The sequence below is a fragment of the Streptomyces sp. NPDC008238 genome (genome assembly GCF_042956445.1).
In the GTDB taxonomy this organism is placed as follows: Bacteria; Actinomycetota; Actinomycetes; order Streptomycetales; family Streptomycetaceae; genus Actinacidiphila.
The window spans coordinates 12083-35696 of sequence record NZ_JBIBGK010000008.1 but is presented as its reverse complement, the minus strand read 5'-3'; the positions used below and the strand labels follow the sequence as shown (position 1 = coordinate 35696).

Genomic DNA, 23614 nt, shown 5'->3' with positions numbered 1-23614 from the left:
ACGTGGGGGGGGGGGGGGGGGGGGGGGGGGGGGGGGGGGGGGGGGGGGGGGGGGGGGGGGGGGGCCCCGGCGCGCCGGCCCCCCCCCCCCCCCCCGCGACCGGGGTCACTTGACCCGGCCGTACCAGACGCTGCGGCTCCAGATCTTCTCCAGCCGCACCCGCCCGCCGGGCCTGGGGGAGTGCCAGATCTTCCCGTGCCCGGCGTACATGCCCACGTGGTACACGTTGCTCCCGTAGTGGAAGAAGACCAGGTCACCGCGGGTCCGCCCGGACTTCCGGATGTGCCGGACGCTGTTGTACTGCGCCCCCGCGGTGCGGGGCAGCTTCTTGCCCGCCTTCTTGAACGAGTAGAAGGTGAGCCCGGAGCAGTCGAACCTGCCGGGACCGGCCGCGCCGTACTGGTAGAGGGCGCCCTTCTTGGACGCCGCGATCTTCAGCGCCTTGGCGGAGACGGTCGCCGCCTCGGCCTGCTGGGCGAGTTCGGGCAGTACCGCGGGACCGGCCACGGCGGCCGCCGTGAGGGCGGAGACCGCCCCCAGCCGGCACAGGACCCCGGACATGGCTGTCGGCGCACTCATGCGCAACCCTTCGTCGTCCGCCTGCGAAGGATGACCTGTCGGGTTCGGGCAGGCGAAGATGCCCGGCCGCGGCTGCGGCTTCACCCCAAGGGTCCGGCGACCGGCGCCGGACCCGTCTTGCTCGGGTCCTCCGCTCCTGCCGATGCGTCGTCGTCGACCTGGCATCCGCGCGGCGGCAGGATTCGGCGTCCGCGCGGACCGCCCCGCCGGGATGACGGGGGCTTGTCGTCGAAGGGATGATCACCCACCGAAGCGGTCGATTCCCAGCGCAACCGGTCGAATGTGAGTCTGTTCACGACTCACCTATTCGGGTGGACTCCGGGACACAGGTCGTGGACTGACGACTCGAAACCAGTCGAACACCTGGGATGGAGCGTCAGATTCCGGTTGTGTGCGGCCATATCGCGCAACTCGGGGTCATCCGGCCGTCCACGGCAGATACAACGATCGGGCGAGTCCATTCGGTTCGAGTTCGCGCCGCCCGAACGGACCAGTGTGTCGTGACGCTCCGTCAGCGAGGTCGCGGTGACGGCAAGGTGACCTGTCCCGTGCGCCGTTCACCGTCGAGCACCCGCAGCGCCCTTTCCAGTGTCGCCGTGTGCACCTCGTTCTCCCCGCGCGCATGCATCAGCGTCAGCGCGTCACGCAGCTCCGCCGCCCGCCCCACCAGGGCCTGCGCGGCGCGCAGCGCCCCGTAGGTGTCCCGGGAACGGGACGGGTTGATCCGGCCCAGCAGGTCCACGACGCCCAGGTAGGCGTCGACGAGCTCGCCCTCGGCCCGGGTCAGGGCCGGGAGCGGGGGCAGTTCGGGCACCACGGCCGGTCACCGCACGGCGCGCGGGGCGCGGCCGGCGCCGTCCTTGCGGCTCAGCGTCAGCCGGTCCACCAGGCCGTAGGCGAGGGCCGACGGAGCGTCAAAAATGGTGTCCCGTTCGATGTCGGCCCGGATGTGCTCGGAGTCCTGGCCGGTGTGGCGTACCAGCAGCTCTTCCAACTGATCACGGCGCCGGAGCAGTTCCCTGGCCTGGATCTCCAGGTCGGCCGTGGTGCCCTGGATCACCTCCGCGAACGAGGGCTGGTGGATCAGCACCCGCGAGCCGGGGGTCGCCAGCCGCTTGCCGGGCGCTCCGGCGGCGAGCAGGACGGCCGCCGCCGAGGCCGCCTGGCCGACGCACACCGTCGACACGTCGCAGCTGACGAACTGCATGGTGTCGTAGATCGCGGTCATCGCGGTGAAGGACCCGCCGGGGGAATTGATGTAGAGCGAGATGTCCTGCTCCGGTGCGGCGGACTCCAGGTGGATCAGCTGCGCCATCACGTCGTTCGCCGAGGTGTCGTCGATGGGCGTCCCGAGCAGGACGATCCGCTCCTGGAGCAGCTTGGAGTACGGGTCCATGGAACGCACGCCCTCGCTGGTGCGCTCGGTGAACTCGGGCAGGACGTAGCGGGCGGTCGGTCGAAGCATCGCTGCACCTCCGTGGGCACCTGGGCAGGGGTGCCCGTCGCTGTAAAAAATGTACAGGACGTACATCTTGTTATGATGGGGAGCATGGCCCACGAAGTACCGGTGACACAAGCGCGTGCGGAGCTGGCGGAACTGATCAACCGCGTCGTCTACGGCGGTGAGCGGGTGGTCGTGACCCGTCACGGCAAGCCGCTGGTCGCCCTGGTTTCCGCCGCTGACCTGCAACGACTCCAGGAACTGGACGCCGCCACCGAGGAGGCGGTGGTCAGTACGGTCTCCTCGGTGCGGGGGGCGGTGTCCGCCACGGGCGAACGGCGGCGCTTCGGCATCGCCGCCGAGCACCGCGGCACGACGAACGCCCGCCACGACGGGACCTGAGCGTCCCCCCGCGGCCCGTCGAAGAGGGCGCCGTCGCGGGCGCGGAACCCCCGGTGCCGGTCCTGCCGAGGCGCCGAGGCCACCAGGGGTGCCGAACCCGTGTCGTACGCAGGGGAGCTGGGACGCCGTGGCATCCTGCCGGAGGGCGCCGCCCCGGCGAGGGCGTCCGCGCCCTGACCGGCACCGTCCGTCCGGAGGGCGGCGGTTAACGCGGACGAAACGCCACCGGACTAACCTGCGCCCTCCGGACAACGGCAGAGCGGATCCGCGGGCCGGGGACGCCCGGCGGGCCCGTTCACCCGGGACGACTGCGAGGTGTGGCCATGCGACTGACCCCCCACGAACAGGAACGCCTGCTCGTCCACGTCGCCGCCGACGTGGCGGAGAGGCGGCGGGCCAGGGGGCTGAGGCTGAACCACCCCGAGGCCGTCGCGCTGATCACCTCGCACCTCCTCGAGGGCGCCCGGGACGGCCGGACCGTCGCCGAGCTGATGGCCTCCGGACGCAAGGTGCTCACCCGGGGCGACGTCATGGAGGGCGTGCCGGAGATGATCCACGACGTCCAGGTGGAGGCCACCTTCCCGGACGGCACCAAGCTCGTCACCGTCCACGAGCCGATCGTCTAGGGGCCGCCGCGTGATCCCCGGGGAGATCCTGCACGCCGCCGAACCCGTCGTGCTCAACGCAGGTAAGCCGGTCACCCGGCTGACCGTGCTGAACTCCGCCGACCGGCCGGTCCAGGTCGGCTCCCACTACCACTTCGCCGAGGCCAACCCCGGCCTCGTCTTCGACCGCGCCGCCGCCCGCGGCAAGCGCCTGGCCGTCGCCGCCGGGACCGCCGTGCGCTTCGAGCCCGGCATCCCCGTCGAGGTCGAGCTCGTGCCGCTCGGCGGCGCGCGGATCGTGGTGGGGCTGCGCGGGGAGACCGGAGGTGCCCTCGATGGCTGAGCTCTCGCGGGCGGTCTACGCCGACCTGTTCGGGCCGACGACCGGGGACCGGCTACGGCTCGCCGACACCGACCTGCTGGTCGAGGTGGAGAGGGACCTGTCGGGAGGCGCCGACGGCTCGGGCGACGAGGTCGTCTTCGGCGGCGGCAAGGTGATCCGCGAGTCGATGGGGCAGGCCCGCGCCACCCGCGCCGAGGGCACCCCCGACACGGTGATCACCGGCGCCGTCGTCCTGGACCACTGGGGCGTGGTCAAGGCGGACATCGGCATCCGCGACGGGCGGATCACGGCGCTGGGCAAGGCCGGCAACCCCGACACCATGGACGGCGTCCACCCGGACCTGGTCATCGGACCCGAGACGGAGGTCATCGCCGGCAACGGCAGGATCGTCACCGCCGGGGCGGTCGACGCGCACGTCCACTTCATCTCCCCGACGATCGTGGACGAGGCCCTGGCCTCCGGCGTCACCACGCTCGTCGGCGGCGGCACCGGTCCCGCCGAGGGCACCAAGGCCACCACCATCACGCCGGGGTCCTGGCACCTGGCCCGGATGTTCGCCGCGCTGGAGCAGTACCCCGTCAACATCGGCCTGCTCGGCAAGGGCAACACGGTCTCCCACGAGGCGATGCTCGCCCAGCTGCGCGGCGGGGCCGTCGGCTTCAAGATCCACGAGGACTGGGGCGCCACCCCGGCCGCCATCGACGCCTGCCTGACGGTGTGCGAGGCGACCGGCGCCCAGCTCGCCGTCCACACCGACACCCTCAACGAGGCCGGCTTCGTCGAGGACACCCTCGCCGCCATCGCCGGACGGGGCATCCACGCGTACCACACCGAGGGCGCGGGCGGCGGGCACGCGCCGGACATCATGACCGTCGTCGGACACCCCAACGTCCTGCCGTCCTCGACCAACCCGACCCGGCCGCACACCGTCAACACCGTCGAGGAGCACCTCGACATGCTGATGGTCTGCCACCACCTCAACCCCGCCGTGCCCGAGGACCTCGCCTTCGCCGAGTCACGGATCAGGCCCGGGACGATCGCGGCCGAGGACGTGCTGCACGACCTGGGCGCCATCTCGATCATCTCCTCGGACTCCCAGGCCATGGGCCGGATCGGCGAGGTCGTGCTGCGCACCTGGCAGACCGCGCACGTCATGAAACGGCGGCGCGGGGCCCTGCCCGGGGACGGGCGGGCCGACAACCTGCGCGCACGTCGATATGTCGCCAAGTACACCATCAACCCCGCCGTCGCCCAGGGCCTCGACGACGAGATCGGCTCGGTCGAGAGCGGCAAGCTCGCCGACCTGGTGCTGTGGGAGCCGGCGTTCTTCGGCGTCAAACCGCAACTCGTCCTCAAGGGCGGCCAGATCGCCTACGCGCAGATGGGCGACGCCAACGCCTCCATCCCCACCCCCCAGCCGGTCATGCCGCGGCCGATGTTCGGGGCGACCGGCCGGGCCCCCGCCGCCAACTCCTTCACCTTCGTCACGCAGACCGCCCTCGACGACGGCCTCCCCGAACGCCTCGGCCTCGGCAAGAAGTTCCTCCCGATTCGCGACACCCGGCGCGTCACCAAGACGGACATGCGCGAGAACGACGCCATGCCGCGGGTCGAGGTCGATCCCGACACCTTCACCGTCCGCATCGACGGAGACGTCGTCGAACCCGCCCCGGCCGTGGAACTGCCCATGGCCCAGCGGTACTTCCTCTTCTGAGCGGAGCACGGGGACGATGAACCGCGCCGCCCTGCTGCTGCTCGCCGACGGCCGCTTCCCCGCCGGGGGCCACGCCCACTCCGGAGGGGCCGAGGCGGCCGTCGAGGCGGGCCGGATCACCGGGCCCGGCACGCTGGAGGAGTTCTGCCGGGGCAGGCTGCACACCACGGGCCTGGTGGCCGGGGCGCTCGCCGCCGCGGCCGCGGCGGGCGCCGACCCGCTCGCCCTGGACGAGGCCGCCGACGCCCGCACCCCCTCGCCCGCGCTGCGGCGGAGCGCCCGCCGCCTCGGCCGCCAGATGATGCGCGCCGCCCGCGCCGCCTGGCCGTCACCCGGACTCGACGCACTCGCCGCCGCCCGGCCGCGGGGCGCCCACCAGCCCGTCGTCCTCGGCGTGACGGCCGGGGCCGCCGGCCTCGCCGCGCCGGACGCCGCCCACGCCGCGGCGTACGAGGCCGTGACCGGCCCGGCCACCGCCGCCCTACGCCTGCTGAGCCTCGACCCGTTCGCGGTGACCGCCGTCCTCGCCCGGCTCGCCCCGGACCTGGCCGAGGTCGCCGCCCGGGCCGCCGACGCCGCGCACCGCTGCCTCACCGAGGGCACCGACGCCCTGCCGGCCGCCTGCGCGCCCCTGCTCGACGTGTACGCCGAGGCCCACGCCGGGTGGCCCGTCCGCCTCTTCGCCTCCTAGGGGGAGCCCATGCACCTCGACCACGACCACACCGTCCTCCCGCAGCGGCACACCTGGGCCGGCCCCACCGCCCGCCCCGACGGCGGCCGCCGCGCCCTGCGCATCGGCCTCGGCGGCCCCGTCGGCTCGGGCAAGACCGCCACCGTCGCCGCGCTGTGCCGCGCGCTGCGCGACGAACTGTCCATCGCCGTCGTCACCAACGACATCTACACCCGCGAGGACGCCGACTTCCTCCTGCGCGAGGCCGTCCTGCCGCCCGAGCGGATCGCCGCCGTGGAGACCGGCGCGTGCCCGCACACCGCGATCCGCGACGACATCTCCGCCAACCTCGAGGCCGTGGAGGAACTGGAGGACACCGTCGGGCCGCTCGAGCTCGTCCTGGTGGAGTCCGGCGGCGACAACCTCACCGCCACCTTCTCCAAGGGCCTGGTCGACGCCCAGGTCTTCGTCATCGACGTCGCCGGCGGCGACGACATCCCGCGCAAGGGCGGTCCCGGGGTCACCACGGCCGACCTGCTGGTGGTCAACAAGACCGACCTCGCCCCCTACGTCGGCTCCGACCTCGGCCGCATGGCGCGCGACGCGCAGCGGCAGCGCGGGGACCTGCCGGTGGTCTTCACCTCCCTGGTCGCCGAGGACGGCGTCGCCCCCGTCGCCGCGTGGGTCCGTACGCGGCTCGCGGCATGGGCCGCGGTCCCCGCGTGAGCGGCGTCCACGCCACCGCGCGGATCACCGCCGTCCCGGACGGCCGCGGCGGCACCGCGCTGCCCGAACTCACCGGCGAAGGGCCGCTCGCGCTCCGCCGTACGCGGGCAGCCGACGGACGGGCGGCCCGGGTGACGGTCGTCGGCGCCATGACCGCACCGCTCGGCGGCGACCGGCTGGCCGTGCACGTCACCGCCGCGCCGGGCGCCGTGCTGCACGTGGACGCGGCGGCGGCCACCGTGGCGCTGCCCGGCCGCGACGGGGAGCAAGCGCGCTACGACGTACGGCTCACCGTCGGCGAGGGCGCCGAACTGCACTGGCTGCCGGAGCCGTTGATCACCGCGCAGGGCAGCGACCTGCACATGACCACCAGGGCCGAACTCGCCCCGGGCGCACGCCTGCTGCTGCGCGAGGAGCAGATCCTCGGCCGCGCGGGGGAGCGGCCGGGCCGGCTCACCACCCGCCTCACGGTACGGATCGGCGGCCGTCCGCTGCTGGACCAGGAGCTGTCCTTCGGGCCGGGCGCGGCGGCGTGGGCCGGGCCCGCCGTCCTGCACACCCACCGTGCCGTGGGTCAACTGCTCGTCGTCGACCCGGCGTTCGCCGACAAGCCGGCGCAGGCACGGCTACCGGTGCGGGACGCGGAGCGCGGGGAGGCCGTGCTGACGCCGCTGGCCGGTCCCGCCGCGCTGCTGACCGCGCTCGCGCCGGACGGGCTGTGCCTGCGCCGGATGCTGTCGGCTAGCGTGGCCCCGTGACGTCCATAGACACCGAGAACCCCGGCCGCTACGGCCCCAGCGCGACCACCGAAGCACAGCCGGAGCAGGTCGGTCCCGTCCGCACCGAGTACGCGCCCGCCCACGACGGCGACCCCGACCCGGGCGAGATCGTCTGGACCTGGGTCCCCTACGAGGAGAACGACGGCCGCGGCAAGGACCGCCCGGTCCTCGTCGTCGCGCGGGAGCGGACCGACACGCTGCTCGCGGTGCAGCTCTCCAGCAAGGAGCACAACGACGACCGCGAGTGGGTCGCCATCGGCTCCGGCCCGTGGGACAAGTCCGGCCGCGCGTCCTGGGTGAACGTCGACCGGGTGCTGCGCGTCCACCCCGACGGCATGCGCCGCGAGGCCTGCGCGCTCGACCGGGGCCGTTTCAACATCGTCGTGAACCGGCTCAAGGAGCTGTACCGCTGGCGCTGACGCGCCCGCGGACGGCCCCCGGGGAGGCAGGGCTTCCCGGGGGCCGGAACCGGCGCTGCGTCAGGGCTTCACGTCGGCGACGACCGAGTACTGCGTCGACTCGTGCTCGAGGACCAGCTCCCGCAGCCCGACGCGCCGCGCCTTGAAGTCCTCGCTCGCCAGGTACGCGAGGTACTGGTCCAGCGACCGCCACTCGCTGGTCACGATCCAGCTGTCGGGGTCGGCGTGGGACCGGCACAACTGCGAGCTGATGAAGCCGTCGGCGTTGACGATGCCGCGGTGCACGAGGTCGTATGCCGCCGCATACTGATCGCCCGTGCCCTCGTGGAGCCGAATCCGCAGAACGACGCGTGTCTTCGGGGTGCTGTCCATGGGACCTCGATCCTTGGGGGGCGCGAGGACCGTGCGCACGCCGCGGGCCGTGCCGGGCGGAGGCCCGTGGCCGCGCTCGGGACGGTGGCGTGGGGCCCGGAAGGGACCCTCGGTCGCACGGGGCGGTACGGGACCGCCTTGGCAGGGCCGTCGAGCCGGGTCCCGGGACGGTCGCCCGGGGGACCGCCTCGTCCATCCCGGGGGATGGGGCGCCTGGTTACCGCCGTCACTCGACTGTGCGGCCCTCACCCGGGCGGGGCAAAAGGCGCTGGGCCGATCGGGTGAGCGGCGCCCGGGGCCACGGCACCCGGGCCCCGGCCGGCAGGCCGGTCGGCACCGCCGCCGCCCCGCCCGCGCCGTCGTGGTGCGGCCCTTCAGTACGGTGTGCGGCACCGCGGCGACGCCGGCCGCCCCCTCGGCCGCGGACCGCGGCGGCAGCGCCCGGCCGAGCGCGGACCTGGCGGGTTCCGGCACGGTGCGGGTCTCAGGCCCCTCGTGGCGCCCCCGCCCGTCCGGAAGCCCTCCCCGGCGGGCGCTCCTCGGCCCCGACCACCGTCGTGATGCCGGGCCGGGCCGGGACGACCGAAGCGGCCGGCGGCCCCCGGGTCGCGTCCACCGCCCGCATCGCCGGCCGGGGACCGCTCCGAGTCCGTCCGCTCCCACCGCCGCGGTGGCGGGGGAGTCAGCGGTGGACGGTTTCGACGCGATGCGGGCGGTGCCCGGCAGCCCGTACCACCGCAGCGAGCGGGAACGGGGCATCCCCTTCCCCGGTACGTTCGCGGCGACGGCGCCGCCCGTCGCGGAGAACGACCCCGCGGCCGAGAGCGGCGCTCGCCTGCTCGCTCGCCGGTCACGAGGGCGCCCTCCGTCCCGCCCCGGGCTCCCCGCGCCCGAGGTGAGACGCCCCGCGCTCCCGCGCCCGGGCACCTGCTCGCCGACCTGGCGGCGTATGGCCTGCGGTTCACCGGTCCACGACCTGACCGCGAACCCCGCGTCGCCGAACTCCCCGGCCGCCGCCACCTGGTGAGCCTCTTCCAGCCGGAGCCGTCGGTGCCCCGAGCAGGCCGCCAACCGCTGCTTCCACCTTATGGGTTGGTAAAGAAACGCTCATGGGATCTTCTCCCGGAGCCCTTCCGGGCGAAAGGATCCCCCTGCAGTTGTGATCGGGCCGCCACGAGCGGCACCAACAGCAGGGGGAGTTCATGGTGAGACGCACCGCCGTGCTCGGGCTGACCGCGGCCCTCATAGCCGGCACCGTCGCCACGGCGGCACCGCAGACCGCGGTCGCCCACAGTGCGCCGGCGACCCACGGACACGACGGACACAGCGGCGACGCCGAGGCCAAGGGCGTACGGATCGCCGCCGCGCACGCGGCCCGGAAGGGCATCGACTGGGCCGACTGCCCCGCGGACTGGGGCATCGCGAGCCCCGTCCAGTGCGGCTGGGTGACCGTGCCCGTCGACTACGCCAAGCCGTACGGCAAGACGATCAGGATCGCGGTGGACCGCATCGGCAACACCGGGACCGCCGCCGAGCGCCAGGGCGCCCTCATCTACAACCCGGGCGGGCCCGGTGGTTCCGGCATGCGCTTCCCGCTCCGCGTGACGACCAAGAACCCGATCTGGGCGGCGACGGCCAAGGCCTACGACTTCGTCGGCTTCGACCCGCGCGGCGTCGGGCACTCGGCGCCCATCTCCTGCGCCGACCCGCAGGAGTTCGTGAAGGCCCCCAAGGCCGACCCGGTCCCCGACAGCGAGGCCGACAAGCGCGCGCAGCGCAAGCTGGCCGCCGAGTACGCGGAAGGCTGCAAGGAGCGCACCGGCGCCGCGATGCTGTCGCAGATGACGACGGCCAACACCGCCCGCGACCTCGACGTCGTCCGCGCCGCCCTCGGCGAGCGGAAGCTCAACTACCTCGGCGTCTCCTACGGCACCTACCTCGGCGCCGTCTACGCCACGCTCTTCCCGACGCACGTGCGCCGTATGGTCGTCGACAGCGTCGTGAACCCGTCCCGCGACCAGATCTGGTACCAGAACAACCTCGACCAGGACGTCGCCTTCGAGGGCCGCTGGAACGACTGGAAGGCCTGGGTCGCGAAGTACGACTCCGTCTACCACATCGGCAACACCCCGGCGAAGGTCCAGGCACAGTGGGAGCGGCTGCGGGCGACCGCCAAGGCGCACCCCATCGGCGGGGTCGTGGGTCCGGCCGAGCTGCTGGGCCTCTTCCAGAGCGCCCCGTACTACGACTCGTCGTGGGCGGCGGTGGCCGGCATCTGGAGCGCCTACCTCGGCGGCGACACCCAGGCGCTGGTCGACGCCGCGGCCCCCGACCTGTCGGACACCGCGGGCAACGCCGCCTCGGAGAACGGCAACGCGGTCTACACGGCGGTGGAGTGCACCGACGCCAAGTGGCCGCGCGACTGGCGGACCTGGGACCGCGACAACACCCGGCTGCACGCCAAGTACCCGTTCCTGACCTGGTCCAACGCGTGGATGAACCTGCCGTGCGCCACCTGGGGCGTCCCGCAGCGGACCCCGGTGGAGGTGCGGACCGGCCACGGCCTGCCGCGCGTCATGATCGTCCAGAGCACCCGTGATGCGGCGACCCCGTACACGGGCGCCGTGGAGCTGCACAAGCGGCTCAAGGGCTCGCTGATGATCACCGAGAAGGGCGCCGGTTCGCACGGCGTCACCGGCCTGGTCAACCCCTGCGTCAACGACCGCGTCACCGGCTACTTCGTGACGGGCAGGCTCGACCGGTCCGACGTGACGTGCGCCCCGCACGCCGCGCCGGTGCCGCCCACGAGCTGACCCACCCGGTACGAGGCCGGACGGCCCCGCCGCACCCCTGAGGGGTGCGGCGGGGCCGTCCGGCGTTTCGGGGCCCGCGTCCGGGACTAACCGAGCCGCACCCCGGTCGTGCCGGAACCCTCGTTGCCGTCGCCGGTGTTGACGGTGCCGCGCGGCTCGAACATCAGGATCCGGGTGCCCTCCTCGGCACGCGGCCGGTGCGGGACGCCGCGGGGCACGGTGAACACCTCGTGCGGGCCCAGCGTCACGGTGCGGTCCGGCAGTTCCAGGTGCAGCCGTCCGGCGAGCACGAGGAAGAACTCGTCGGTGTCCGCGTGCGCGTGCTCGGGGAAGTCGCCCTCGACGTTGGCGACCTTGACGTCGTACTCGTTGACCTCGGCGAGGACGTGCGGCATCCACTTCTGGTCCACGGCGTCCATCACGGTGTCGATGTTGCGCTTGTCGTTCATGTGACTCCTCTACCCGGGGAAGGCGGCGGCGAAGGCGGCCCGGGTGAGCGAGTCCGCGCGCCGGTCCAGTACGGCGAAGACGACGCGGCCGAAGCGGCCGGCGAACCGCCCGCCCGGCCCGAGGTGCTCGCGGAAGGCGGCGGCGACCGCCGCCGGGTCGTTGCGGAACACCCCGCAGCCCCAGGCACCCAGCACCAGGGAGGGGTAGCCGTGCGCCGCCGCGACCTCGAGCACCCTGCCCGCCCGCGACACCAGCGCGGCGGGCACCCGCTCCACGGACGCCGGGTCCTGACGGGCGATCACCCCCGCGTTGGGTGCGGCGGAGGTGAGGAAGCCGGCCTCGAACGGCTCGTCCAGGAGGACCCCGTGCTCGTCGCGGAAGACCGGGACGCCGGGGGAGTGGATCACCCGGTCGCTGTAGAAGGGGCTGCGGTCGGCGCGGTGCCAGTCGTAGAACTCCCGCACCGTGAGCAGCGTCGTGTACAGCGCCGACGCCCGGCACAGCGCCTCCTCCTGGGCCTGCGCACCGTTGACGTAGCCGCCGCCGGGATTGCGCGCCGAGGCGAAGTTCAGCACGGCGACCGGCGTCCCCGGCGCCTCCCGCACCAGACGGCGTGCCGCCCGCAGGCTGTCCTCGCCGGTCACCGCGAAGGCCGTGGGCCCGCCGCCCGCCGCGTCGGTGCCCGCCGCGCCGGGGCCGGTGCCGGGATCGACGGGGCCGGGATCGACGGGGCCGGGGCCGTACATCCGCGTCCCCCGCACGGCCCGTTCGACGGCCTCGCCGATCGCCACCTCGACACCGCGTGCCGTCCGGTAGCGGCCGGTCGCGACGAGGCCTTCCGTCTCCTTGGCGAGGGCCCTCAGCCGCGCACTCATGTCCGTTCCCTTCCCACGCCCCGAGGCTAATCGGCCTCCCGGGGCCCGGCGAGGGGTTTTCCGGCGGCCAGCCAGCGGTCCTCGGCCTCGTAGTCGAACAGGTCGCCGAAGCGGTCGTAGGTCGACGCCAGGACGGGGAAGGCCTCCCGCCAGTCCCGCCCGCCGAGCCGTTCCACCAGCCAGGCCACGTTCTCCGGCAGCGACTCCGCGTAGCCGGTCACGGCGCGGTAGCCCAGCTCGCGCTCCGCGGCCGACATGTCCAGCACGAAGGGGTGCGCCGTGGTCCACGGGGTGTCGCCCACGTTCTTCGTCGGGGGAGGTCCGTCCACGGCGTACGTCTGCGCCTCGTGGCCCAGCACCGCGTCGATCGCGTCCGCGATCTCCGCCACCGTCGGGGCGTACGGGTCGCCGGCGTTGAGCACCCGGGAGCCCGGGCGGCGGGCGGCCAGCCGCACCAGCTCGGCGAGGTTGGCGGCGTGCACCGGGTGGAAGCGGCTCTCCCCGCCGTACGCGAGCACCCGGAACGGCCGCCGGTCCACGGCCCGCTTGACGAAGTACAGCTCCCTCGGCCGCAGGCTGTGCGGGCCGTGCACCGCCCCGGCGCGCAGCAGGGTGACCGGCAACCGTCCCTCCGCCGCGAGGAGGTCGCGCTCCAGCGCCACCTTGCGCGCCGAGTAGCCGCCCTCGCCGGGGGCCAGCACCGGCTGCGTCTCCGTGACGGGCACCGGGAAGACGGGCGCGCCGCCCGGCTCCCCGTCGGTGTCGAGGCTGCGGCCCCGGCCGTCCTGGTACACGGAGCAACTGGACACGACGACCGCCGAGCCGATGCGGTCCGCCAGCCCCGTCAGCTGCCGGGCGTGCTCCGGGCCGTAGGCGACGCAGTCCAGCAGCACGTCGCAGCCCTCGCCGAGCGCCGCCGCCAGCGCCGCGGTGTCCTCGCGGTCCACGGCCACCGGCCGGACCCCGTCGGGCCACTCCACCTCACCGCCGCCCCCGCGGGAGGCGGCCCGCACCTCCCAGCCGTCCTCGGCGAGGGCGCGCACCGCCGCCCGGCCGATCTGTCCAGTGGCCCCGATCACGAACGCAGTTCCCGTCATGACGGCGACGCTAGGCGGGCCGGTGACGGCGGGGCCAGGGGCGTTCGCCCTGCGCGGATCCGCGCAGGGCGCAACCGGCCGGGTGCGGCCGGTCAGGCGCTGCGGCGCAGCCGGGAGCCGATGCCGGACTGGCCCTGCTGCTCGGCCTTGACCTCGGCGGCGTAGCGGTCGACGTACTCCTGCCCGGAGAGCGAGAGGATGGCGTACATGATCTCGTCCGTGGCCGAGCGCACCACGTAGCGCTCGTTGTCCATCCCCTCGAAGCGGGAGAACTCCAGCGGCTCGCCGAAGCGGATGGTCACCGGCTTGATGCGGGGCAGCCGGCGGCCGGCGGGCTGGATCTCGTACGTGCCGATCATCGCGCAGGGGACCACCGGGACCCCGGCGCGGATGGCCATGGTGGCCACGCCGACCTTGCCCTTGTAGAGGCGACCGTCGTGGGAGCGGGTGCCCTCGGGGTAGATGCCGAGGAGTTCGCCCTTGGCGAGCACCTTCATCCCCTCGCGGATCGCCGACTCGCCGGCCTTGCCGCCGGAGCGGTCGACCGGGATCTGCCCGATGCTGTGGAAGAAGGCCGCGGTCAGCCGCCCCTTGAGGCCGGTGCCGGTGAAGTACTCGGCCTTGGCCAGGAAGGTGATCCGGCGCGGCAGGATCGCGGGCATCAGGAAGTGGTCGGAGAACGACAGGTGGTTGCCCGCGACGATCGCCGCGCCCTCCTCCGGGATGTTCTCCATGCCCTCGATCCTCGGGCGGAACAGCACCCGCAACAGCGGGCCGAGGACCACGTACTTGAGCACGTAGTAGAACACGGACTGACTCCCAACTGGCGCCGATCGGCTCCGGGGCGGCGTTCTGCCAGGTCACAACGCGGTTCGAGGATGGTCAGTCTAGGCGCGGCGGGCGCCGTGCGTCACCGGGCCGGCACGCCCGCCGGCTTTCCCGGCCACGGGGGCCTCGTCACGGCCGGTCACTGCGGCACGTGGCGAGGAACGCGACCGTCGACCACAGCCGGGACAGCGTGTACGGCCTGACCACGACGAACGTGTGCGCCGAACCGGGCGACTCCGGCGGATCGTCCATCAGCGGCGACCAGGTGCAGGGTCTCGCCTCCGGAGGCCGGGGCAACTGCTCCTCCGGAGGCGAGACCTGGTTCCCCGGTACGGGCTGCCCCCGAACACCGCATGAGGCCCCCGGGCCCCCGCGGCCCTCAGTGTCCCGTCGCGTCCTCGCGGGCGCGGCGGGGCAGCAGGAAGGCGGCCGCCAGCGCCGCGACGAACGCGACCGCGGCCATGAGCGCCGTCCACTGGGTCGCGGGCACCGTGCCGCCGTCCGCCGCGTACGAGAAGAACGCCGTGCCGAGCACCGCGACGCCGACCGAACCGCCCAGCTGCTGCACGGCGTTGAGGACGCCGGAGGCCGAGCCGGTCTCGCGCTCCTCGACGTCGGCGAGGGCGATGTCGAAGAACGGCGCCATGACCAGGCCCATCGCGAAGCCGTTCAGCAGCAGGGCCGGCAGCAGCTGCCAGGTCGTCGCGCCCTCGCCCGCCAGGTGCACGGTGAGTGCCAGCGCGGCGACGGCCACCGCCGACAGCGCGAAGCCCGCCTGGATGGTGCGCCGGCCGTACTTCGGGCCGAGGACGGCACCGGAGAGGACCGCGCCCACGACCGTGCCGGCGGACCAGGGGATCATCGAGGCCCCCGCGTGCAGGGCGCTGTAGCCGAGCCCGACCTGAAGGTGCAGGGTGAGCACCAGCATCAGCCCGCTGACCGCCGCGAAGAAGACGACGCCGACGAGGAGCGCGGCGGAGAAGCCGCGGTGGCGGAAGAGCCCGGGCTCCACGAGCGGGGAGCCGCCCCGCGCCACCAGCCGCCGCTGGTACCGGGCGAAGAGGGCGAGCACCGGGACCGCGCCCGCCATCGACAGGTACGTCCACAGCGGCCAGCCCAGGTCGCGGCCCTGCACCAGCGGGTAGACCAGCATGAGCACCCCGAGGCTGACCAGCGCGGAACCCGGCAGGTCCAGCCGTGCCGCGTGCGGCGAGCGGCCCTCGGGCAGGATGCGCAGCGCGACGGCGAAGGCGACGACGCCGATCGGGACGTTGATCAGGAACACCGAACGCCAGCCGGAGCCGAACAGGTCCGCGTCGGTGAGGAAGCCGCCGAGCACCGGCCCGGCGACCGCGGCGAGCCCCATGACCGGCCCGAACGCGCCGAAGGCCGCCCCCTGCTCCTTCGGCGGGAACATCTGGCGCAGGATGCCGAGGCCCTGCGGCACCATCATCGCGGCGAACAGCCCCTGCGCGGCCCGTCCGCCGATCAGCGTCCCCGCGGAGCCCGCGGCCGCGCACAGCGCGGAGCACACGGTGAACCCGGCGAGCCCGGTGAGGAACATCCGCCGGCGGCCGAGGATGTCGCCGAGCCGTGCCCCGGTGATCATCAGCACGGAGAAGGCCAGCGTGTAGGCGGCGGTGATCCACTGGATCTGCGTGGAGCTGCCGCCGAAGTCCGCGCGGATCGAGGGCGAGGCGACGCCGACGATCGTCGCGTCCAGCAGGTCCATGATCTCGACGGCGAGGATGACGGCCAGCCCGAGCCTGCGCAGGGGATGGCCCGTGGCCGGGGGAGCGGGCGGGGAGAGGGACTGGGTGCTCATGGGGGCCTCCACGGGACCGGGGCGTGGCGAACGAACGCCGTTCGTTCCGAACGAACAGTGTTCTAGATAACGAACGGCGTTCGTGTCAAGTACGCTGTCCGTGGTCCGCTCCCGGAGGTACGCAGCACGTGACATCGGTCCCCGTCCCGCCCTGGCGCGCCGAGCGCAGGAAGGCCCCCCGCCGCAGCCTCAACCGCGAGGCGATCGTCACGGCGGCCCTCCACGTCGTCGGCACCGAGGGCCTGGACGCCCTGAGCATGCGCAGGGTCGCCCAGGAACTGGACACCGGCGCCGCCTCGCTCTACGCGCACGTGGCGAACAAGGAGGAGCTGCTCGAACTGCTCCTCGACCGCATCCAGGCCGACGTGGTCCGCCCCGAGCCCGATCCGGCGCGGTGGCAGGAGCAGATCAAGGAGATGGCCCGCCAGGGCCGCCGCGTCCTCGTCGCCCACCGGGACCTGGCGCGCGCCGCGATCGGCCAGGGCATCCCCTTCGGGCCCAACGCCCTCCTCAACGCCGAGGCCATGCTCGCGATCCTCAAGGCCGGCGGCCTCTCCGACCAGGTCTGCGCCTACGGCGTGGACGCCCTCGCGCTCTTCGTCACCGCCACCGCGGTCGAGGAGAGCCTGCGCAACCAGGGCCCGGGCGGGACGGGCGTCACCCTCGACGAGCAGATCGCCCGCATCCGCGAGTACTTCGGTTCACTGCCCCCCGAGCGCTTTCCCCACATCACGGGCATGGTCGACGCCCTGATGCGCGACGAGGGCGACGAGCGCTTCGAGTTCGGCCTCGACCTCCTCGTCTCCGGCCTCGCGCGCCACGCCCCGGCGGCCTGAGCCCGGGCCCCCGACGGCCGCCACGTCGGGGCAGGTACTCGGCCGGAGCTGAGTACGCGCGCTCTGTTCGGCGCGCTGGCGAGGCGGGACGCTCGGCCCATGCGCCCATCGACAGCGAATCCCGCTTCCCGGTTGTTGCCGTTCCTCCTCCTGGCGGTCGCCGCGTCCGCCGACTGGGCCGCCTGGCTGGGCTGGGACCGGCACCGTGACGTGCGGCCGGACGGCACCGTGACCGGTCCCTACGAGGCCTGGCAGGTCGCTGGACTGGTTCTGACCCTCCTGGTACTCGTGTGCTGGGCCGCGTCCCGCGGCCTCGTCACGGCCGCCGTGCTCGGCACCACGCTCGGCCTGACCGTCGCCGCCTTCGTCGACTGGTCCGACGACTCCAGCGGCCTCTTCGTGGTCGGCGTCGGCATGGTCCTCGCCGGGAGCCTCGTGGTGACGGCCGTCGTCGCCAAGGTGGTCGCCTCCGTGACGGGAGGCGGACGAGGGACGGGGGTGTGAGGGGTGGTGGTGCCCACGGTCCCAGAATTCACCGGAACGACCTTGTAATGAAAACGTCCCCGGTCCTAGTCTCCGAACAGGAAGGCGATGGGGAGGGCGAGATGGGGACGACGGGTTCCGCTCCCGCGGACACGCGGATGATGGGGATCGTGCACGGCGCGCTGCGCCGCGACCTGGAGCGCACGCGGACGGTGCTGGCCTCCGCGCCGTATCCGGGGCTGCGGCAGGGGAGCGCGCTCGGCCGGCACGTCGTGTGGCTGATGGAGTTCCTGCACGCGCACCACACCGGTGAGGACGACGGCCTGTGGCCGCTGGTGCTCGAACGCGACCCGGCCGCCGGGCCGCTGCTGGAGTCCCTGGACGCCGACCACCGCCGGATCACCCCGGCGGCCGTGACCGTGACGGACGCGGCGCGACGGTACGCGGAGACGGCCTCGGAGGAGGCGCGCGTCAGACTCCTCGCCGCGCTGGACTCGTTGACGGCCGTCCTCGTTCCGCACCTGGAGCGTGAGGTCGAGGAGGCCATGCCGGTCGTCTCGGCCGCCCTCACCCAGGACGACTGGCGCGCCTGGGACCAGCGGTACAACGTCAAGTCCAAGTCGTTCACGCAGCTCGGCATCGAGGGGCACTGGCTGCTCGACGACATCGACCCCGAAGGGCACCGGATCGTGGTCCGCCTGGTGCCCCCGGTCCCGCGCTTCATCCTGCTGTACGGCTTCGCCCGCGCCTACCGGCGCCGGCGCGCGGAATGGTGGCGCCCGCGGGGTGCCGCGGCGAACGGGACGGCGCGCTCATGACGGAGGAGGCACCCCGGGCGCGGCGCACCTACCGTTCTCCGCGACGGGAGCAACAGGCCGGGGAGACACGGGCCGTCGTGCTGGCCGCGGCCGTCCGGCTGTTCGGCGAGCGCGGCTGGGCGGCCACCGGGATGCGCGACGTCGCCCGCGAGGCCGGGGTGTCGGTCGAGACGGTGTACGCAGGCTTCCGGTCCAAGGGCGAACTGCTGATGGCCGCGCTCGACGTCGCCGTCGTCGGGGACGCGCGCCCCGAAACACTGGCCGAACGCCCGGAGTTCGCCGGGCTGGCGGCCGGGACGCGGCAGGAGCGGATCGCCGCCGCCGCGCGACTGGTCACCGCGATCCACCGGCGCACCGCCGGCGTGCACCTCGCGCTGCGCGAGGCCGCCGGCTCGAACGGCGACCTGGCCGAGAAGCTGCGGGACAACCAGCGGCGTCGCCGCATCAGCATCGAGCAGGGCATGGCCCTCGTCACGGGGCGCGCGGTGACCCCGCAGGAGCTGGACGGGGTGTGGGCGGTCCTCGGCGTCGAGGTCTACCAGCTGCTGACCGGGCTCTCCGGCTGGACGCCGCAGCAGTACGAACAGTGGGCGGCCGGCGTCATCGACCGGCTGCTCGACACGGACGACGACGGGGCACGGCACCGAGGGGGAGAAGCATGAGGCACGACGAGAGCGGCAACGGTGACGGCGGGAACGACCGGGCGGAGCGGGGCGTCGCCCGGACGTGCCGCAGCGAGGTGGTCGTCGGCGCGCCGGCCGAGGCGGTGTGGCGCGTCGTCGCGGACGTCACCCGGAACAGTGAGTGGAGCCACGAGTGCCACCGGGTCAGCCGGCTGCGGGGGGCGACCACGGCGGCGACGGGCGTCCGCTTCCGCGGGTACAACCGGTCGGGGCTGATGCGCTGGAGCCGGGTCTGCGAGGTGGTGGCGTTCGAGGCCCCACGCCTGATCACCTGGCGCACGATCCCCTCACCGCTGTTCCCCGACAGCACCGACTGGACCATCGAACTGGAGCCGGCCGGCGCGGGGACACGGGTGGTGCAGACCTACCGCATGCGGAGCACGCCCCGCTGGTTCCGGTGGCTCGTGGGCAGGCTGGTCCCGGCCCACCTCGACCGCAGCGGTGACCTCACGGGTGACCTGCGCCGCCTCGGGACGATCGCCGCCCGCGACGCCCACGCGGCTTCGACCCGCCCCTGAGACGCGGCCGGCCCCGCCCGGCCCCGAACCGCGTCGCGCCGGGTGTCGGCTCGGGTTCTTGCGGGGGCCGGTCGGTTCTTGAGACGTGAGGTCCGGGTCGGGCCCGGCTGATCCGCGTGCGCGAGGGACTGCGGTCTGCTGTCGGCCCCGGGCCGGCTTGCGGTCGCCCGGAGGGGCGGGCGTCGTCTCGCCGGGCGTCGGCCCCGTACAGGCTTGTGGGGGCCGGTCGGGGTCTGCGGGATGCCGCACGGTTCCCGAGTGGTGTGGTCGCGTGTCCGGGCGGGGCTACCGGCCGATTCCCGTGTGCGACGTGGGCCCTGGGCCGGCTCGCGTTCGCCCGGAGGGGCGGGCGTCGTCTCGCCGGGCGTCGGCCCCGTACGGCCCCGCACGGGCCTGTGGGGGCCGGTCGGGGGCGGCGGGGCGCCGCACGGCTCCCGAGAGGTGAGGTCCCGGGTCCGGGCTACCGGCTGAGCCCTGTGCGCGGAGGCCTACTACGTGCGGCGGCCCCGGACCGAGCCACGTGGCGCCGTGGTTCGCGACGAGAGGCCCCGGCTTCGGGTGCCCGCCCGACAGGCGGCAGCACCGGCCGTGCCGTCCTGTCGGCGCGCACAACTGGCGGGTCGCCCCTACGGCGAGCGCGTCCGCCGCACCGACCGTAATGACGCGTACCAGGTGCCCGCGTGACGGGCGCGGCTGCGGGATCGCGGGCAGTCCGACGTCGAGCGTCTCGCCGTCCGCCCGGCCGACCGCAGCACGTCGACGACGACGTCGAGCCGGGCGCGGGCGGCGGCAGCCCCTCCTCGGGCGCCGCGCAGCGCGCCTACCGGGGCGTCCGGATCGCGAACACCCCGATCGTGGCCAGCATCAGGACGACCCAGGCGAACCACACCCAGCCGTTGGGGCCGAGTGCGACCGTGTAGGCGGTCACGGCGACCAGACACGCCACCGTGCACGTGATCATCGCCTTCGCAGGTGTGGGCATGGACGGCTCCTCCCCGGGGCCGCGGGGCGGCGGCCCGGACTCCATGGTCCCGCCGCCGCCCGCCGTGCGCTACCAGTCGCCGTCGGTGACCTGTCCCTCGTCGCCCAATTGCTTCAGCTGACCCGGATGCGGTGCCACCCACGGCGACTCGTCCTCGCCGAGCCAGTCACCGACCGGCTTCACCTGGGTGAGCGTGCCGGGCGCCGCCAGGTCCTCGGCGTCGGCGTCGTAGTAGTCGAACCAGGGCAGCCCGGCGGCGGTGTACGCGGCGCGGTTCACCGGGGAGGGGGGCGCCGGCTCGCCGGTGATGCGGCGCCATTCCGGCACCGTCGTGAGGTGGACGAAGACCCGGCCCGAGGGCTCCGCACGCCAGTCGGAGGGCTTGCGGTCGTCCCGGTAGACCTCCTGCCGCATCCGGCCGCCCGCGCCCAGCCCCATGGAGACGGGGGAGCGCTTGGCGCCTCCGCCCCCTCCGCCCGGACGCGGCGCGCTCCCCGGGGCCGGCGGCGGGGCGGCCGCCGGGGCGGCCGCCGGGGCGGCCATCGGCATGGCGCCCGGCGCACCGCCGTAGCCGCCGAAGGCCGCGCGACGGGTGCTCTCCCGGCGCCGCTGCTCCGCCCGCCACGCCGCGAGTTGCTCCTCGCCGAGTTCGGTCACCTGCAACTGCACCCCGCCCCAGACCTCCTCGCCGCTGACCTGGCCCTCGACGGTCGCGCCCAGGCCCAGCGGCACGGCCACGAACTGCCGGATCGTCCCGGAGCCGGAGTTGATGCCGTCCAGCCACGGCTGCCGCGGCAGTACGACGTAGTTCTGCGGGTCCTGCGACAGCCGGTCGCTCCACGGCCGCCCCGACACCGCGCACACCTTGCCGACGCCCACCTGGAGCGCGGCCGGCGCGGCGGCCGAGAAGCTGAGCCACATGGCCTCGCGCTGGTAGACGGGGAGCATCACGCCGCCCCGCGCGAGCCACTCCCGGGGCGCGGTGCCGGGGTGGTCCGAGACCCGGCGCAGCGGGAAGGTGCCGAGCCCGGGTGGGAGCGGGTGCGTCCCCGTCTCCGGCAGCCGCAGCGTGCGCATGAAGCGCACCGTGACGCCGCCCGGCAACTGCAGCGCGTCGCCCGATATCCGTACCTGGTCGCCCATCACGGGCCTCCCTTCGCGGCGGGCGGCCCCGTCAGCCGCGACCCCGTGCCTCCAAGGATGCCAAGTACGCGTTGTAGGCTGCCAGTTCCGCGTCGCCGTCGCGGTCCGCAGCGCGGTCCTTGCGACGGGCCTGGCGCTGGTCGGAGGTGTACCACTGGATCAGCAGCGCCACCAGGACGATCACCGACGGGATCTCGCTGAACGCCCACGCGATGCCGCCGGCCGCGGTCTGGTCGTCCAGCGCGTCGATCCCCAGCGAGGCTGGCGGGTGCTGGAAGGCGCCGATCATCGGCTCGCTCGCCATCATCAGGGCGATGCCGAAGAAGGCGTGGAACGGCATCCCGGCGAACAGCTCCAGGATCCGCATCACATGGCTCGGCCGGTTCGGTCCCGGGTCCACGCCCATGATCGGCCAGAAGAAGACCAGGCCCACGGCGAGGAAGTGGGCCATCATCGCGATGTGCCCGAGCCGGCTGCCCATGAGGGTGTCGAACAGCGGGGTGAAGTAGAGCCCGTACAGGCTGGCGATGAAGAGCGGGATGGTGAACGCCGGATGCGTGATCACCCGCAGGTAGCGGCTGTGCAGCAGCGCCACCAGCAGCTCACGCGGTCCCCTGCGGCCGCGTCCCGCCGTCGGCAGCGCCCGCAGCGTCAGCGTCACCGGGGCGCCCAGCAGCAGGAGGATTGGCGAGACCATGCTGACGACCATGTGCTGCACCATGTGGACGCTGAACATGGCCATGCCGTAGTCGTTCAGCGCGGTGCACATCACCAGGCCGATGGAGAGCACCCCGGCGACGAAGGCGACGACCCGGCCGGCCGGCCAGCGGTCACCGCGCCGCCACAGCCGTACGACCCCCCAGCCGTAGAGCACGAGCGCGAGCACGCAGCCGGCCAGGAAGACCGGATCCCCGCTGAACTCGAGCCCGCGGCCGAGGGTGAACGGCGGGAGCTCCGTCGTCATCCCGTGTCCGCCGTGGTCCATCCGTCACTCTCCTGTCGCGCCTGCCGCACGCACCCCGCCGTCGGCAATGTGCCGGTTGGGGCGGGTGCGCCCGCACCAGACTAGAACCGCCCCCGGCCGCGCTCGCGACCGGGGGCGGTTCCAGGAACGTGATCAGCGCGTCACAGCACGCACTCGGCCTCGACGTAGCGCTCGGCCGGGACGGTCTTGAGGTGCTCGACGGCCTCGGACAGCGGGACCAGCGTGATGTCGGTGCCGCGCAGCGCCGTCATCATGCCGAAGTCGCCGTTGTGCGCGGCCTCGACGGCGTGCCAGCCGAAGCGGGTGGCCAGCACCCGGTCGTAGGCGGTGGGCGTGCCGCCGCGCTGCACGTGGCCGAGGATGACCGGGCGGGCCTCCTTGCCCAGCCGCTCCTCCAGCTCGATCGAGAGCCGGGTGGCGATGCCGGTGAAGCGCTCGTGGCCGTAGACGTCCTTGACGCCCGACTCGAAGTCCATCGTGCCCTCGCGCGGCTTCGCGCCCTCGGAGACGACGACGATCGCGAACTTCTTGCCCGCCGAGAAGCGCTCGCCGACCATCTTGGTCAGCTCGCCGATGTCGAAGGGGCGCTCCGGGACGACGATCGCGTGCGCGCCGGCCGCCATGCCGGAGTGCAGGGCGATCCAGCCGGTGTGCCGGCCCATGACCTCGACGATGAGCACGCGCTGGTGCGACTCGGCGGTGGTCTTCAGGCGGTCCAGTGCCTCGGTGGCCACCGTGACGGCGGTGTCGAAGCCGAAGGTGACGTCGGTGGAGGCGATGTCGTTGTCGATCGTCTTGGGCACGCCCACGATCGGCAGGCCGTTGTCGGACAGCAGCCGGGCGGCCTTGAGGGTGCCCTCGCCGCCGATCGGGATGATCGCGTCGAGACCGAGGTCGGCGACGTGGCCCTTGGCCCGCTCGACGCCGTCCCGCAGGTGCTCGGGGCGCACCCGGGAGGAGCCGAGGATGGTGCCGCCGCGGGCCAGGATGCCGCCGACCGCGTCCAGGTCGAGCTTGCGGTAGTCGCACTCGAGGAGACCCTTCCACCCGTCGTGGAAGCCTATGACCTCGTCCCCGTGGTCGACGACCGCGCGGTGCACGACCGACCGGATGACGGCGTTGAGCCCGGGGCAGTCGCCGCCGCTCGTCAGCACACCAATACGCATTTGCTGGTTACTCCTGAATGATCGATCCGGGCGCCGGACCTCGTCGTCCGGATGGACCCGCG

28 protein-coding genes, 1 pseudogene and 1 riboswitch are annotated in these 23614 nt (G+C 73.9%); of the genes and pseudogenes, 16 read left to right on the top strand and 13 right to left on the bottom strand.

Annotation, left to right across the window (positions count from 1 at the left end):
- Positions 1-105 precede the first annotated feature (105 nt).
- The 3 genes from ACFZAU_RS18835 to ACFZAU_RS18825 form a co-directional block, all read right to left on the bottom strand.
- Entirely contained in the window at positions 106-579 is a 474-nt protein-coding gene (locus tag ACFZAU_RS18835) for a C40 family peptidase (RefSeq protein ID WP_499600699.1), read from the bottom strand.
- A 3-nt stretch (positions 580-582) separates the two neighbouring features.
- A riboswitch (cyclic di-AMP (ydaO/yuaA leader) is annotated at positions 583-739 on the bottom strand.
- A 351-nt stretch (positions 740-1090) separates the two neighbouring features.
- The gene (locus ACFZAU_RS18830; protein ID WP_500553072.1) at positions 1091-1396 is read right to left on the bottom strand and encodes a hypothetical protein; all 306 of its coding nucleotides are present in this window, start codon (positions 1394-1396) and stop codon (positions 1091-1093) included.
- A gap of 6 nt (positions 1397-1402) precedes the next feature.
- Entirely contained in the window at positions 1403-2044 is a 642-nt protein-coding gene (locus tag ACFZAU_RS18825; RefSeq protein WP_500553071.1) for an ATP-dependent Clp protease proteolytic subunit, read from the bottom strand.
- A gap of 84 nt (positions 2045-2128) precedes the next feature.
- Here ACFZAU_RS18825 and ACFZAU_RS18820 point away from each other — a divergent pair, with 84 nt between their 5' ends.
- From ACFZAU_RS18820 to ACFZAU_RS18785, 8 genes are all read left to right on the top strand, one after another.
- Positions 2129-2422 carry a type II toxin-antitoxin system Phd/YefM family antitoxin gene (locus ACFZAU_RS18820; protein ID WP_500553070.1) on the top strand — a complete coding sequence of 98 codons (294 nt, stop codon included), beginning with the start codon at positions 2129-2131 and terminating at the stop codon, positions 2420-2422.
- Positions 2423-2745: 323 nt separating this feature from the next.
- Positions 2746-3048: an urease subunit gamma gene (locus ACFZAU_RS18815; protein WP_500464182.1), complete on the top strand. Its 303-nt coding sequence runs from the start codon at positions 2746-2748 to the stop codon at positions 3046-3048.
- 10 nt (positions 3049-3058) lie between these two features.
- Positions 3059-3370, top strand: a complete 312-nt coding sequence (locus ACFZAU_RS18810) for an urease subunit beta (RefSeq protein WP_500553069.1) — start codon at positions 3059-3061, stop codon at positions 3368-3370.
- A complete protein-coding gene (locus tag ACFZAU_RS18805) occupies positions 3363-5084 on the top strand; it encodes an urease subunit alpha (RefSeq protein ID WP_500553068.1) in 1722 nt (573 codons plus the stop codon). Before ACFZAU_RS18810 ends, ACFZAU_RS18805 begins: the two co-directional genes overlap by 8 nt.
- A 16-nt stretch (positions 5085-5100) precedes the next feature.
- Complete coding sequence (locus ACFZAU_RS18800; protein WP_500553067.1) at positions 5101-5775, top strand: urease accessory protein UreF; 675 nt, start codon at positions 5101-5103, stop codon at positions 5773-5775.
- A gap of 9 nt (positions 5776-5784) precedes the next feature.
- Positions 5785-6480 carry an urease accessory protein UreG gene (gene ureG / locus ACFZAU_RS18795; protein WP_500553066.1) on the top strand — a complete coding sequence of 232 codons (696 nt, stop codon included), beginning with the start codon at positions 5785-5787 and terminating at the stop codon, positions 6478-6480.
- A complete protein-coding gene (locus tag ACFZAU_RS18790; RefSeq protein ID WP_500553065.1) occupies positions 6459-7238 on the top strand; it encodes an urease accessory protein UreD in 780 nt (259 codons plus the stop codon). The genes ureG and ACFZAU_RS18790 overlap by 22 nt, the downstream gene beginning before the upstream one ends.
- Positions 7235-7678, top strand: coding sequence for a type II toxin-antitoxin system PemK/MazF family toxin (locus tag ACFZAU_RS18785; RefSeq protein WP_499600689.1), 444 nt, complete (start codon positions 7235-7237; stop codon positions 7676-7678). The genes ACFZAU_RS18790 and ACFZAU_RS18785 overlap by 4 nt, the downstream gene beginning before the upstream one ends.
- Before the next feature lie 60 nt (positions 7679-7738).
- Here the strand turns inward: ACFZAU_RS18785 and ACFZAU_RS18780 are convergent, their stop codons facing one another.
- Positions 7739-8050 carry an antibiotic biosynthesis monooxygenase family protein gene (locus ACFZAU_RS18780; RefSeq protein ID WP_499600688.1) on the bottom strand — a complete coding sequence of 104 codons (312 nt, stop codon included), beginning with the start codon at positions 8048-8050 and terminating at the stop codon, positions 7739-7741.
- A gap of 688 nt (positions 8051-8738) precedes the next feature.
- On the opposite strand from ACFZAU_RS18780, the gene ACFZAU_RS18775 reads away from it, so the two are divergent.
- On the top strand, positions 8739-9077 hold the full coding sequence (locus ACFZAU_RS18775; RefSeq protein ID WP_500553064.1) for a hypothetical protein: 339 nt from the start codon (positions 8739-8741) through the stop codon (positions 9075-9077).
- Positions 9078-9252: 175 nt separating this feature from the next.
- Positions 9253-10863, top strand: a complete 1611-nt coding sequence (locus ACFZAU_RS18770) for an alpha/beta hydrolase (protein ID WP_500553063.1) — start codon at positions 9253-9255, stop codon at positions 10861-10863.
- A gap of 86 nt (positions 10864-10949) precedes the next feature.
- On the opposite strand, the gene ACFZAU_RS18765 is transcribed toward ACFZAU_RS18770, so the two are convergent.
- From ACFZAU_RS18765 to ACFZAU_RS18750, 4 genes are all read right to left on the bottom strand, one after another.
- Positions 10950-11312: a cupin domain-containing protein gene (locus ACFZAU_RS18765; RefSeq protein ID WP_499600686.1), complete on the bottom strand. Its 363-nt coding sequence runs from the start codon at positions 11310-11312 to the stop codon at positions 10950-10952.
- 9 nt (positions 11313-11321) lie between these two features.
- Complete coding sequence (locus tag ACFZAU_RS18760) at positions 11322-12188, bottom strand: TIGR02452 family protein (protein WP_500553062.1); 867 nt, start codon at positions 12186-12188, stop codon at positions 11322-11324.
- Positions 12189-12214: 26 nt separating this feature from the next.
- A complete protein-coding gene (locus tag ACFZAU_RS18755) occupies positions 12215-13285 on the bottom strand; it encodes an NAD-dependent epimerase/dehydratase family protein (protein ID WP_500553061.1) in 1071 nt (356 codons plus the stop codon).
- A 92-nt stretch (positions 13286-13377) separates the two neighbouring features.
- A complete protein-coding gene (locus ACFZAU_RS18750) occupies positions 13378-14094 on the bottom strand; it encodes a lysophospholipid acyltransferase family protein (protein WP_499600683.1) in 717 nt (238 codons plus the stop codon).
- A gap of 170 nt (positions 14095-14264) precedes the next feature.
- Here ACFZAU_RS18750 and ACFZAU_RS18745 point away from each other — a divergent pair.
- Positions 14265-14438, top strand: a pseudogene (locus ACFZAU_RS18745) (trypsin-like serine protease); the annotation flags it as partial.
- A gap of 54 nt (positions 14439-14492) precedes the next feature.
- On the opposite strand, the gene ACFZAU_RS18740 reads toward ACFZAU_RS18745, so the two are convergent.
- The gene (locus tag ACFZAU_RS18740; RefSeq protein WP_500553060.1) at positions 14493-15938 is read right to left on the bottom strand and encodes an MFS transporter; all 1446 of its coding nucleotides are present in this window, start codon (positions 15936-15938) and stop codon (positions 14493-14495) included.
- A gap of 128 nt (positions 15939-16066) precedes the next feature.
- Between ACFZAU_RS18740 and ACFZAU_RS18735 the strand changes: the two genes are divergently transcribed.
- The 5 genes from ACFZAU_RS18735 to ACFZAU_RS18715 all read left to right on the top strand — a co-directional run bounded on the left by ACFZAU_RS18735 (position 16067) and on the right by ACFZAU_RS18715 (position 19276).
- A complete protein-coding gene (locus tag ACFZAU_RS18735; protein WP_500553059.1) occupies positions 16067-16774 on the top strand; it encodes a TetR/AcrR family transcriptional regulator in 708 nt (235 codons plus the stop codon).
- 99 nt (positions 16775-16873) lie between these two features.
- Positions 16874-17278, top strand: a complete 405-nt coding sequence (locus ACFZAU_RS18730) for a hypothetical protein (RefSeq protein ID WP_500464194.1) — start codon at positions 16874-16876, stop codon at positions 17276-17278.
- A 101-nt stretch (positions 17279-17379) separates the two neighbouring features.
- Positions 17380-18075, top strand: coding sequence for a hemerythrin domain-containing protein (locus ACFZAU_RS18725; RefSeq protein ID WP_500553058.1), 696 nt, complete (start codon positions 17380-17382; stop codon positions 18073-18075).
- Positions 18072-18737, top strand: coding sequence for a TetR/AcrR family transcriptional regulator (locus tag ACFZAU_RS18720; protein ID WP_500553057.1), 666 nt, complete (start codon positions 18072-18074; stop codon positions 18735-18737). Before ACFZAU_RS18725 ends, ACFZAU_RS18720 begins: the two co-directional genes overlap by 4 nt.
- A complete protein-coding gene (locus tag ACFZAU_RS18715) occupies positions 18734-19276 on the top strand; it encodes an SRPBCC family protein (protein ID WP_500553056.1) in 543 nt (180 codons plus the stop codon). The genes ACFZAU_RS18720 and ACFZAU_RS18715 overlap by 4 nt, the downstream gene beginning before the upstream one ends.
- A gap of 820 nt (positions 19277-20096) precedes the next feature.
- Here the strand turns inward: ACFZAU_RS18715 and ACFZAU_RS18710 are convergent.
- The 4 genes from ACFZAU_RS18710 to ACFZAU_RS18695 all read right to left on the bottom strand — a co-directional run bounded on the left by ACFZAU_RS18710 (position 20097) and on the right by ACFZAU_RS18695 (position 23552).
- Positions 20097-20258 carry a hypothetical protein gene (locus tag ACFZAU_RS18710; protein WP_499600674.1) on the bottom strand — a complete coding sequence of 54 codons (162 nt, stop codon included), beginning with the start codon at positions 20256-20258 and terminating at the stop codon, positions 20097-20099.
- A 69-nt stretch (positions 20259-20327) separates the two neighbouring features.
- A complete protein-coding gene (locus ACFZAU_RS18705) occupies positions 20328-21404 on the bottom strand; it encodes a hypothetical protein (protein ID WP_500553055.1) in 1077 nt (358 codons plus the stop codon).
- A 28-nt stretch (positions 21405-21432) separates the two neighbouring features.
- The gene (locus ACFZAU_RS18700; RefSeq protein ID WP_500553054.1) at positions 21433-22386 is read right to left on the bottom strand and encodes a cytochrome c oxidase assembly protein; all 954 of its coding nucleotides are present in this window, start codon (positions 22384-22386) and stop codon (positions 21433-21435) included.
- A 140-nt stretch (positions 22387-22526) separates the two neighbouring features.
- Positions 22527-23552, bottom strand: coding sequence for a 6-phosphofructokinase (locus ACFZAU_RS18695; RefSeq protein WP_499600670.1), 1026 nt, complete (start codon positions 23550-23552; stop codon positions 22527-22529).
- Between the last annotated feature and the right edge of the window lie 62 nt (positions 23553-23614).

Excerpts from the sequence above, each read along its gene's own strand:
- ACFZAU_RS18715 (WP_500553056.1), top strand. The coding sequence starts at position 18,734 with ATGAGGCACGACGAGAGCGGCAACGGTGACGGCGGGAACGACCGGGCG.
- ACFZAU_RS18730 (WP_500464194.1), top strand. The coding sequence starts at position 16,874 with ATGCGCCCATCGACAGCGAATCCCGCTTCCCGGTTGTTGCCGTTCCTC.
- ACFZAU_RS18765 (WP_499600686.1), bottom strand. The coding sequence starts at position 11,312 with ATGAACGACAAGCGCAACATCGACACCGTGATGGACGCCGTGGACCAG.
- ACFZAU_RS18695 (WP_499600670.1), bottom strand. The coding sequence starts at position 23,552 with ATGCGTATTGGTGTGCTGACGAGCGGCGGCGACTGCCCCGGGCTCAAC.
- ACFZAU_RS18740 (WP_500553060.1), bottom strand. The coding sequence starts at position 15,938 with ATGAGCACCCAGTCCCTCTCCCCGCCCGCTCCCCCGGCCACGGGCCAT.
- ACFZAU_RS18805 (WP_500553068.1), top strand. The coding sequence starts at position 3,363 with ATGGCTGAGCTCTCGCGGGCGGTCTACGCCGACCTGTTCGGGCCGACG.
- ACFZAU_RS18780 (WP_499600688.1), bottom strand. The coding sequence starts at position 8,050 with ATGGACAGCACCCCGAAGACACGCGTCGTTCTGCGGATTCGGCTCCAC.
- ACFZAU_RS18820 (WP_500553070.1), top strand. The coding sequence starts at position 2,129 with ATGGCCCACGAAGTACCGGTGACACAAGCGCGTGCGGAGCTGGCGGAA.
- ACFZAU_RS18725 (WP_500553058.1), top strand. The coding sequence starts at position 17,380 with ATGGGGACGACGGGTTCCGCTCCCGCGGACACGCGGATGATGGGGATC.
- ACFZAU_RS18700 (WP_500553054.1), bottom strand. The coding sequence starts at position 22,386 with ATGGACCACGGCGGACACGGGATGACGACGGAGCTCCCGCCGTTCACC.
- ACFZAU_RS18770 (WP_500553063.1), top strand. The coding sequence starts at position 9,253 with ATGGTGAGACGCACCGCCGTGCTCGGGCTGACCGCGGCCCTCATAGCC.
- ACFZAU_RS18755 (WP_500553061.1), bottom strand. The coding sequence starts at position 13,285 with ATGACGGGAACTGCGTTCGTGATCGGGGCCACTGGACAGATCGGCCGG.
- ACFZAU_RS18825 (WP_500553071.1), bottom strand. The coding sequence starts at position 2,044 with ATGCTTCGACCGACCGCCCGCTACGTCCTGCCCGAGTTCACCGAGCGC.
- ACFZAU_RS18800 (WP_500553067.1), top strand. The coding sequence starts at position 5,101 with ATGAACCGCGCCGCCCTGCTGCTGCTCGCCGACGGCCGCTTCCCCGCC.
- ACFZAU_RS18835 (WP_499600699.1), bottom strand. The coding sequence starts at position 579 with ATGAGTGCGCCGACAGCCATGTCCGGGGTCCTGTGCCGGCTGGGGGCG.
- ACFZAU_RS18710 (WP_499600674.1), bottom strand. The coding sequence starts at position 20,258 with ATGCCCACACCTGCGAAGGCGATGATCACGTGCACGGTGGCGTGTCTG.
- ACFZAU_RS18760 (WP_500553062.1), bottom strand. The coding sequence starts at position 12,188 with ATGAGTGCGCGGCTGAGGGCCCTCGCCAAGGAGACGGAAGGCCTCGTC.
- ureG (WP_500553066.1), top strand. The coding sequence starts at position 5,785 with ATGCACCTCGACCACGACCACACCGTCCTCCCGCAGCGGCACACCTGG.
- ACFZAU_RS18720 (WP_500553057.1), top strand. The coding sequence starts at position 18,072 with ATGACGGAGGAGGCACCCCGGGCGCGGCGCACCTACCGTTCTCCGCGA.
- ACFZAU_RS18815 (WP_500464182.1), top strand. The coding sequence starts at position 2,746 with ATGCGACTGACCCCCCACGAACAGGAACGCCTGCTCGTCCACGTCGCC.
- ACFZAU_RS18790 (WP_500553065.1), top strand. The coding sequence starts at position 6,459 with ATGGGCCGCGGTCCCCGCGTGAGCGGCGTCCACGCCACCGCGCGGATC.